At 59.8% G+C, this 719-nt stretch carries 1 protein-coding gene; it reads right to left on the bottom strand.

Annotated elements, in window-relative coordinates:
- On the bottom strand, positions 1–397 hold a 397-nt coding region (locus EOA28_RS37585; protein WP_245501711.1), incomplete at its 3' end, for a DUF4167 domain-containing protein.
- Between the last annotated feature and the right edge of the window lie 322 nt (positions 398–719).

The following is a 719-nucleotide window of genomic DNA, read 5'->3' on the forward strand; positions in this document are numbered from 1 at the left end:
CGATCACAGGCTGCGGCCCCGAGCCGTTCGCCGCGGCCGGCGCCTCGGCTCCACCGCCGTTGCTGTTGCCGACAGAATCGAACTCGTCACGATCCTCATCGAGATCGTCGTCGAAGTCGTCGCGGTTTTGCTGGGCGTTCTGGATCGGCATCTGCGCCTGCGCGGCGGCAATGATGCGATTGTAGTGCTCGGCGTGCTGGAGATAGTTCTCCGCCATCACCCGGTCGCCGGAGCTCTGCGCGTCACGGGCGAGTGTGGCGTATTTTTCGGCGATCTGTTGAGCCGATCCGCGGATCTTCACGTCCGGGCCGTTGCTCTCGTAGGTGCGGGTCAGGGGATTTGGCCCCTTGCGGTTGTTGTTGTTGCCACCGCCGCCATTGTTGTTGCGACCGCGCATGCGCCTGTTCTGCTGTTGTGGCCTCATTAGACTCTCTTCATAGTGGATTTTCGAAAAACTCTTCACGAACGGAGGCGCTCATGCAGCCAGCCGTTTCGTTTCTTCACCGGCGTTCGCCCGCATCAATTGCGTTGGCGCCACGTGCCATCCTGTTCCGGTTACATCACTTGCCGGACGATTCCCGCACGAAGCTTGGGCGTCGTTTGCGCAAGAAGGCAGCTATTTCCAAGGAAAACCGAATCGCTGGGAGCACTGCCTGCTTCGTCTCATCCGGTTGAGCCGGACCCTAACTGCATTCCCTTATATTGCCAAGCGGTTTTTT

Origin of the sequence: Mesorhizobium sp. M2A.F.Ca.ET.067.02.1.1, assembly GCF_004023285.1 — a bacterium.
Classification (GTDB): domain Bacteria; phylum Pseudomonadota; class Alphaproteobacteria; order Rhizobiales; family Rhizobiaceae; genus Mesorhizobium.